The following is a 6775-nucleotide window of genomic DNA, read 5'->3' as shown; positions in this document are numbered from 1 at the left end:
CAGCCGCTGAAAGCGGGAAATTGAATATTTCAGGGCCGACTATTTACAACAAGCTTGCAAGCAAGAGTGATGCCACTTAACGGAAGTCTTTTCGAAACAAGACTTTTCCGGATCAGCCGAGTTTATGGAGTTGTCGGACTGTCAGATTTTCCGACACGGCCTTGGGTGCCGAAAATCCGTCGGCCGTTGGTGGCGTCAGCTTGGATCTGATGCGCGCCGCGCCGCATCGACGCCGCGGGCCTCGTCGATGCCTGCGAGCGGCACGAGTGCGGCGGCGAACAGGACGATGCAGAACAGCACTGCGCCCTGCAGCCCGAGTGCCCACTGCAGCAGGCCGACGCCGAGGATGCCGAAGATGGCGGCCAGCTTGCTCATCAGGCCCCAGTAGCCAAACAGTTCGGCTGCGCGGGCCTCGGGCGAGAACATGCCTACCAGCGCCCGCCCCACGGACTGGCTTGACCCCAGGCTGAGGCCGGACAGCAGCCCAGCGAAGAGGAACACCTGCTCCTCGCGCAGCGAGAGGGCCAGTGCATGGTTGAGCAGTGTCGTCAGTTCGCCCACGAAGTAGATTGCCAGGATGGCTGCGATCCACAGTCCCAGCGTCAGCGCGTAGGTGAGCCGCCCGCCGAGGCGGGACTGCAGCGCACCGAACGCCAGGGCGCCGATCAGGGCGGTGATCTGCACCACGACGAACATCAGCGCCCGCGTATCCTCGCTCCAGCCGATGACCTGCGCGCCGTAAATGAACGAGAAGGCGACGATGACGTAGACCCCCGCCATCGCAAACAGAATCGAGATGAACAGGCGGCGCAGGTCCGGGAATTCCGGAAGGCTGCGAAGCGTGGTCGCAACGCGCTTGTAGGCGATGCGAACCAGTTCGGCGTTGAAGCGACGGCGGTCCCCGATGGCGGGCTCGCGCACCCAGATGAAGGTCGGGATCGCTGCGAGCAGGAAGAAGGCCGCGGCGAAGGGGCCGACCCAGCGGATGCGTTCGAAGTTGTCCGCGGCGACCTCGCCGAGGACTAGCAGCACGAAGCCGGCGGAGACCAGTCCGCCGGCATAGCCCAGGGCCCAGCCCAGTCCCGAGATCCGTCCCAGCTCGTCGGTGTCGCCGAGAAATGGCAGGAAGCTGGCAATGAAGGACTCGCCCGCGGAGTAGGCCGCATTCGAAATCACGATCAGGATGAAGCCGAGCCAGACGTGGCCCGGGTCGACAAAGTAGAGCAGCGCGGTACTTGCCACGGTGAGGGCGTAGCTGGCGAAGAGCATGCGCTTCTTCGCCCGCCCGCCATCCATTGCTGCGCCCAGCAGCGGCGCGGTAAGCACCACCAGTGCGTAGCTGAGGCACAGCGCCGTGCTCCAGAGGAGATTGCCCACGCGGTAATCCGGCGCATCGCCGACGATGAGCCGCGTGTAGACGTCGCCGAACACGACGGTCACGATCAGCAGGGTGTAGGCCTGGTTCGCGAAGTCGAACATGCTCCAGCCGAGGATCTCCCGGCGCGTGGCCTTGCGTGTCTTGATCATGCCTTGTCAATAAGCGTCGTGGGCGCCCCCCAAGCCTCCCGCGGAACAGTCCGAGGGGCCTCGTCCGGCGCTCTTCCGGTTGGCGACTTGTATAAGATACACGACGGCTATGGGGGTCATTGTTGCAATGCAACTGAAGTTTGACTTTGTTGTGGATAACCCCTAGTATTCGCGGGATTTTTGGGCGGTCGCCGGCTGCAGCAACAGGCTGGCGCGACAACCGATGCTAAAAGCCGTTCTACTGCAGTTGGGCGCAACGATCCTGGCGGTGGTGATTTCCGCCGCGCTGTTCGGGATGCGGGGTGCAATCTCTGCTGCAGGGGGCGGCTTGGCATGCGTGTTGCCAAGCTGGATGTTCGCTGTTCGTCTTGCTGCGATCACGCGCAAGGCCGGGACGGCGAGCGTGGCCGCTTTCGTCGCAGGCGAGCTCTTCAAGGTCGCCTCGATCGTGGGATTGTTGGTGCTGGTTTGGGCCCTCTATCCGCAGCTCCACTGGGGCGCGATGCTGATTGGCCTGATCCTGGCGCTTAAGGCGAATTTGTTTGCATTTTTGGTGAAGACCTGATCATGGCTGGAAACGCTCCCACCGCATCCGAGTACGTAATTCACCACCTCGGACACTTCAACAACTCCGGGCACCCCCAGGAGAACATCGTCGATTGGAGCATCATCAATATCGACTCGATGTTCTTTTCGATTGCCTTGGGTCTTTTTACCGTCTTCATTCTGTGGCTGGCCGCCCGCAAGGCGACCTCCGGCGTGCCGGGGCGCTTCCAGGGTTTCGTCGAACTGCTGGTCGAGATGGTGGCCGATCAGGCCAAGGGCATCGTCCACAGCGCCGAATCGCGTCGCTTCGTCGCGCCGCTCGCACTCACGGTCTTCGTCTGGATTTTCCTGATGAACGCGATGGACCTGGTGCCGGTCGATCTGATTCCGATGATCTGGACCGGTGTCTATTCCGCCGCCGGTGGCGATCCCGCCCACGCCTACATGCGCGTCGTGGCCACCGCCGACCTCTCTGCCGCGCTCGGTCTGTCGATCGGCGTGCTGCTGCTGTGCCTGTACTACAACGTCAAGATCAAGGGCGTTTCGGGCTGGGTGCATGAACTCTTCACCGCCCCGTTTGGCAGCCATCCGCTGCTGTACCCGGTGAACTTCGCGATGCAGATCATCGAGTTCCTCGCCAAGACCGTGTCCCACGGCATGCGACTGTTCGGCAACATGTATGCTGGCGAGCTCGTGTTCATCCTGATCGCGCTGCTGGGCGGTACCGCCACCGTGTTCGGCTTCGTCGGTCATGTGGTCGCCGGTACCATCTGGGCGATCTTCCACATCCTGATCATTACGCTGCAGGCCTTCATCTTCATGATGCTGACTCTGGTGTACGTCGGTCAGGCGCACGAAAGCCACTAAGTTTCAGTTTCACTTTAAAGCAGTACTGGTTTTTTAAACTCACCTTCCCCACTAAGGAGTTGTCATGGAAAACGTTCTGGGTTTTGTTGCTCTGGCTGCTGGTCTGATCATCGGTCTGGGTGCTATCGGCGCTTGTATCGGTATCGGCATCATGGGTTCCAAGTACCTCGAAGCTTCCGCTCGTCAGCCTGAACTGATGAACGCCCTGCAGACCAAGATGTTCCTGCTGGCCGGTCTGATCGACGCCGCGTTCCTGATCGGTGTCGGTATCGCCATGATGTTCGCCTTCGCCAACCCGTTCCAGCTCTGATCGGTTCGAGTTCATCCTTTTTTGAACCAACCTGAGGGCCAAGAACCGTGAATTTGAACGCAACCCTGATAGCCCAGCTCGTTGTGTTCTTCATTCTGGCGTGGTTCACGATGAAATTCGTGTGGCCGCCCATCGTGAAGGCACTGGACGAGCGTGCGAACAAAATCGCCGACGGGCTGGCAGCTGCGGACAAGGCCAAGGCCGATCTGGCACTCGCCGAGAAGAAGGTCGTCGAGGAACTGCGCAAGGCCCGCGAATCTGCGGGTGATGTGCGTGCCTCCGCTGAAAAGCAGGCGAGCCAACTTGTCGACGAGGCCCGTGCCGAAGCCGCCCGCATCATTGCGGCCGCCCGTGAAGCCGCCGAGGCGGAAGCCGGTGTGGCTGCCCAGCGCGCCAAGGAAGCCCTGCGCGACCAGGTCGCGAATCTGGCCGTTGCCGGCGCCGAGAAGATCCTGCGCCGCGAAATCAACGCCCAGGTGCACGGCGAACTGCTTGCCAACCTGAAACAGGAACTGCAATAAGTCATGGCCGAGAACGTCACCATCGCGCGCCCCTATGCGGATGCCGCCTTCGAGCTGGCTCGCGGGGCAGGTGCGCTGGGGCCTTGGTCGGAAGCACTGGATCGGCTCGCCGTCGTGGCGGCCGATTCCACCATGCGGGCCTGCATTTCCGATCCCAAGCTCACCGCCGGCCAGCTCATGCAGCTGGTGCTGGATGTGGCCGGGACCCTGTCCGCAGAACAGCAGAATTTCGTCCGTGTCCTCGTGGATAACGAACGCCTGCAGGTGCTTCCCGAGATCCGTGACCTGTTCGTTGCACTGAAGAACGAACACGAAGGTGTCCTCGAGGCGGATATCGCCTCTGCCTTCCCCCTCGACGATGCAACGCTGACCTCACTGAAGGCTGACCTCGAAGCGCGCTTCAAGGCCAAACTGAATGTCCAGGTCCACATCGACCCTGCCCTCATCGGCGGGGTTCGCATCGCCGTCGGCGACGAAGTCATCGACGCCTCGGTCCGCGGCAAGCTCGCGAACATGGCCGCTGCGCTAAAGAACTAGGAGCATAAAAGCTATGCAACTCAACCCCTCTGAAATCAGTGATCTGATTAAGAGCCGGATCCAGAACCTGCAGCTCGCCGCCACGTCGCGTAACGAGGGCACGGTGGTTTCCGTCACCGACGGCATCACCCGCATCCACGGCCTCACCGACGTGATGCAGGGCGAAATGCTGGAATTCCCCGGCAACACCTTCGGTATGGCGCTCAACCTCGAGCGTGATTCCGTCGGCGCCGTGGTGCTCGGCGAGTACGAGCACATCACCGAAGGCGACACCGTCAAGGCCACCGGCCGCATTCTCGAAGTGCCCGTCGGCCCCGAGCTGATCGGTCGCGTCGTGAACGCGCTGGGTCAGCCGATCGACGGCAAGGGCCCGATCAACGCCAAGCTCACTGACAAGATCGAGAAGGTCGCGCCGGGTGTCATCGCCCGTCAGTCCGTTTCGCAGCCGGTGCAGACCGGCCTGAAATCGGTCGACTCGATGGTGCCGATTGGCCGTGGCCAGCGCGAGCTGATCATTGGCGACCGCCAGACCGGCAAGACTGCCGTCGCGGTCGACGCGATCATCAACCAGAAGGGCCAGGACATGTACTGCGTGTACGTGGCCATCGGCCAGAAGGCCTCGACCGTTGCCAACGTCGTGCGCAAGCTGGAAGAGAACGGCGCGATGGAATACACCATCGTCGTCGCCGCCACCGCGTCGGAATCTGCCGCCATGCAGTACCTGGCTGCCTACGCCGGCTGCACGATGGGCGAGTACTTCCGCGACCGCGGCATGGACGCCCTGATCGTTTATGACGATCTGACCAAGCAGGCCTGGGCCTATCGCCAGGTTTCGCTGCTGCTGCGCCGTCCGCCGGGCCGTGAAGCCTACCCGGGCGACGTGTTCTACCTGCACTCCCGTCTGCTCGAGCGCGCCGCGCGCGTGAACGCCGATTACGTCGAGAAGTTCACCAACGGCGAAGTCAAGGGCAAGACCGGTTCGCTGACCGCACTGCCGGTCATCGAGACCCAGGCCGGCGACGTGTCCGCGTTCGTTCCGACCAACGTGATCTCGATTACCGACGGCCAGATCTTCCTGGAAACCGACCTCTTCAACGCCGGTATCCGTCCCGCGATCAACGCCGGTATCTCGGTGTCCCGCGTCGGTGGTGCTGCGCAGACCAAGGTCGTCAAGAAGCTGTCCGGCGGTATCCGTACCGACCTCGCGCAGTACCGCGAACTCGCTGCGTTCGCCCAGTTCGCTTCTGACCTGGACGATGCGACCCGCAAGCAGCTCGAGCGTGGCCGCCGCGTTACCGAACTGATGAAGCAGGCTCAGTACTCGCCGATGTCGATCGCCGACATGGCCATCGTGCTGTACGCGGTGAACAACGGCTACTTCGACGACGTCGACGTGGGTCGCGTGCTGGCCTTCGAAGCCGCGCTGCTGCAATTCGTCAAGACCAAGCAGGCCGATCTGGTCTCCTCGATCCTGAGCAAGAAGGAACTGGACGCCGACGGCGAAAAGACCCTGGCTGCCGCGATCGCCGAGTTCAAGAAGAGCTGGGCTTAAGGCCGGCGAGGGAGACGGAATATGGCTAGCGGTAAGGAAATCCGTACCAAGATCAAGAGCGTGCAAAACACGCGCAAGATCACGAAGGCCATGGAGATGGTGGCTGCATCCAAGATGCGCAAGGCGCAGGACCGGATGCGTGCCGCCCGCCCCTTTGCCGAGAAGATCCGCCGACTCGCCGCGAACCTGTCCCAGGCCAATGTGACCGACTACAAGCACCCGTTCCTGGTCCGCAAGGACCAGGTCAAGCGGGTGGGGCTGATCCTGGTGACCACCGACAAGGGTTTGTGCGGTGGCCTCAACACCAACGTCCAGCGTATCGCGCTCAACGCGATGAAGGACTGGGAGTCCTCGGGCGTGACCGAGATCCGTGCCTGCGCCATCGGCAACAAGGGTCTGGGCTTCATGCAGCGCATGGGCGCCAAGGTGGTGTCGAACGTTACCCAGCTGGGTGACACGCCGCACCTGGAAAAGCTGATCGGTCCGGTCAAGGTCATGCTCGACGCGTTCCAGAACGACGAGCTCGACGCGGTTTACCTGGCCTATACCCGCTTCGTGAACACCATGAAGCAGGAACCGGTGCTCGAGCAGCTGCTGCCGCTCACCGGCGAGAAGCTGGGCACGCCGGACAGCTCGTGGGATTACCTCTACGAGCCGGATCCGCAGGTCGTCATCGACGAACTGCTGGTCCGCTACGTCGAGGCGCTGGTCTACCAGGCCGTGGCCGAGAACATGGCATCCGAACAGAGCGCGCGCATGGTGGCAATGAAGGCCGCTTCCGACAATGCCAAGAACGTGATTGGCGAACTGCAGCTGGTCTACAACAAGACCCGCCAGGCCGCGATCACGAAGGAGCTGTCGGAAATCGTCGGCGGCGCCGCCGCGGTGTAACGGATTATTGATTTAAGGATATGA

At 62.1% G+C, this 6775-nt stretch carries 8 protein-coding genes; 7 read left to right on the top strand and 1 reads right to left on the bottom strand.

Features of this window, described 5'->3' with window-relative positions; genetic code table 11:
• Window positions 1-195: 195 nt before the first annotated feature.
• A complete protein-coding gene (locus CGK74_RS17595; protein WP_094269688.1) occupies window positions 196-1527 on the bottom strand; it encodes an MFS transporter in 1332 nt (443 codons plus the stop codon).
• A 223-nt stretch (window positions 1528-1750) separates the two neighbouring features.
• On the opposite strand from CGK74_RS17595, the gene CGK74_RS17590 reads away from it, so the two are divergent.
• From CGK74_RS17590 to atpG, 7 genes are all read left to right on the top strand, one after another.
• Window positions 1751-2092 (top strand): ATP synthase subunit I, encoded by a 342-nt coding sequence (locus CGK74_RS17590; RefSeq protein WP_094269687.1) that lies wholly within the window; start codon window positions 1751-1753, stop codon window positions 2090-2092.
• Window positions 2093-2094: 2 nt separating this feature from the next.
• On the top strand, window positions 2095-2940 hold the full coding sequence (atpB, locus tag CGK74_RS17585) for a F0F1 ATP synthase subunit A (RefSeq protein WP_094269686.1): 846 nt from the start codon (window positions 2095-2097) through the stop codon (window positions 2938-2940).
• A 64-nt stretch (window positions 2941-3004) separates the two neighbouring features.
• Window positions 3005-3250, top strand: a complete 246-nt coding sequence (gene atpE, locus CGK74_RS17580; RefSeq protein ID WP_002925444.1) for a F0F1 ATP synthase subunit C — start codon at window positions 3005-3007, stop codon at window positions 3248-3250.
• A 47-nt stretch (window positions 3251-3297) separates the two neighbouring features.
• The gene (locus CGK74_RS17575; protein ID WP_094269685.1) at window positions 3298-3771 is read left to right on the top strand and encodes a F0F1 ATP synthase subunit B; all 474 of its coding nucleotides are present in this window, start codon (window positions 3298-3300) and stop codon (window positions 3769-3771) included.
• 3 nt (window positions 3772-3774) lie between these two features.
• On the top strand, window positions 3775-4308 hold the full coding sequence (locus CGK74_RS17570) for a F0F1 ATP synthase subunit delta (RefSeq protein ID WP_094269684.1): 534 nt from the start codon (window positions 3775-3777) through the stop codon (window positions 4306-4308).
• A gap of 13 nt (window positions 4309-4321) precedes the next feature.
• Entirely contained in the window at window positions 4322-5860 is a 1539-nt protein-coding gene (atpA, locus tag CGK74_RS17565) for a F0F1 ATP synthase subunit alpha (protein WP_094269683.1), read from the top strand.
• Between the two features lie 21 nt (window positions 5861-5881).
• Window positions 5882-6751 carry a F0F1 ATP synthase subunit gamma gene (atpG, locus tag CGK74_RS17560; protein WP_094269682.1) on the top strand — a complete coding sequence of 290 codons (870 nt, stop codon included), beginning with the start codon at window positions 5882-5884 and terminating at the stop codon, window positions 6749-6751.
• The last annotated feature ends 24 nt before the right edge of the window (window positions 6752-6775 follow it).

This window comes from Thauera propionica, from assembly GCF_002245655.1.
Taxonomy (GTDB): Bacteria; Pseudomonadota; Gammaproteobacteria; order Burkholderiales; family Rhodocyclaceae; genus Thauera; species Thauera propionica.
The sequence above is the reverse complement of the archived record's forward strand: the minus strand, read 5'-3'. Positions and strand labels throughout refer to the sequence as shown.